Origin of the sequence: Allobosea sp., assembly GCF_030695125.1 — a bacterium.
Lineage (GTDB): Bacteria > Pseudomonadota > Alphaproteobacteria > Rhizobiales > Beijerinckiaceae > Allobosea.
Genome location: NZ_JAUYTP010000035.1, coordinates 1 through 1236, shown reverse-complemented (window position 1 = coordinate 1236; position 1236 = coordinate 1). Strand labels below are relative to the sequence as shown.

The window sequence follows — 1236 nt, the reverse complement described above, 5'->3', positions numbered from 1 at the left end:
AAATCCTCCCGCGTGATTTCGCTGGCCGACGACATTGCCCGTTCGATGAGCGCGATCTCGGCGCGCGTGGCGGTGATTCCCGGCAAGAACGCGATCGGCATCGAACTGCCCAACGCCAAGCGCGAGACGGTCTATCTGCGCGAGTTGCTCGCGAGCCAGGATTTCGAGAGCTCCAAGCACAAGCTCGCTCTGGGGCTCGGCAAGACCATCGGCGGCGAGCCGGTGATCGTCGATCTCGCCAAGATGCCCCATCTCCTGGTCGCCGGCACGACCGGCTCGGGCAAGTCGGTGGCGATCAACACGATGATCCTGTCGCTGCTCTACCGGCTTACCCCGCAGCAGTGCCGGTTGATCATGGTCGATCCCAAGATGCTGGAGCTGTCGGTCTATGACGGCATCCCCCATCTGCTCACGCCTGTCGTCACCGACCCGAAGAAGGCGGTCGTCGCCCTGAAATGGGCGGTGCGCGAGATGGAGGAGCGCTACAAGAAGATGTCGAAGCTGTCGGTGCGCAACATCGACGGCTTCAACGCCCGCGTCGTCGAGGCTGCGGCTGCCGGCGAGGTCATCACCCGCACCGTGCAGACCGGCTTCGACCGCCATTCCGGCGAGGCGATCTACGAAGACCAGGTCATGGACCTCGAGCCCTTGCCCTACATCGTCGTCATCGTCGACGAGATGGCCGATCTGATGATGGTCGCCGGCAAGGAGATCGAGGGCACGATCCAGCGCTTGGCCCAGATGGCGCGCGCGGCCGGCATCCATGTCGTGCTGGCGACGCAGCGGCCTTCCGTCGACGTCATCACCGGCACGATCAAGGCCAACTTCCCGACGCGGATCTCCTTCCAGGTGACGAGCAAGATCGACTCGCGCACGATTCTCGGCGAGATGGGCGCCGAGCAGCTGCTCGGCCAGGGCGACATGCTCTACATGGCCGGCGGCGGGCGCATCACCCGCGTCCACGGCCCCTTTGTCTCCGACCAGGAGGTCGAGAAGGTCGTCGCCCATCTCAAGACCCAAGGGCGGCCGCAATATCTCGACGCGGTCACCTCCGAGGAGGAGGAGGCTGCGACCGACGCCGAGGACGGCGCGGTGTTCGACAAGGGCGCGCTCGCCCAGTCGGAGAGCGAGGACCCTTACGAGCAGGCGGTGGCGGTGGTGCTGCGCGACAAGAAGGCCTCGACCTCCTACATCCAGCGCCGCCTCCAGATCGGCTACAACCGCGCCGCCTCGATC

Annotated in this window: 1 protein-coding gene; it reads left to right on the top strand. The window is 65.6% G+C overall.

Annotation, left to right across the window (positions count from 1 at the left end; all coding sequences use genetic code 11):
* On the top strand, positions 1 to 1236 hold a 1236-nt coding region (locus Q8S38_RS14580), incomplete at both ends, for a DNA translocase FtsK (RefSeq protein ID WP_305681156.1).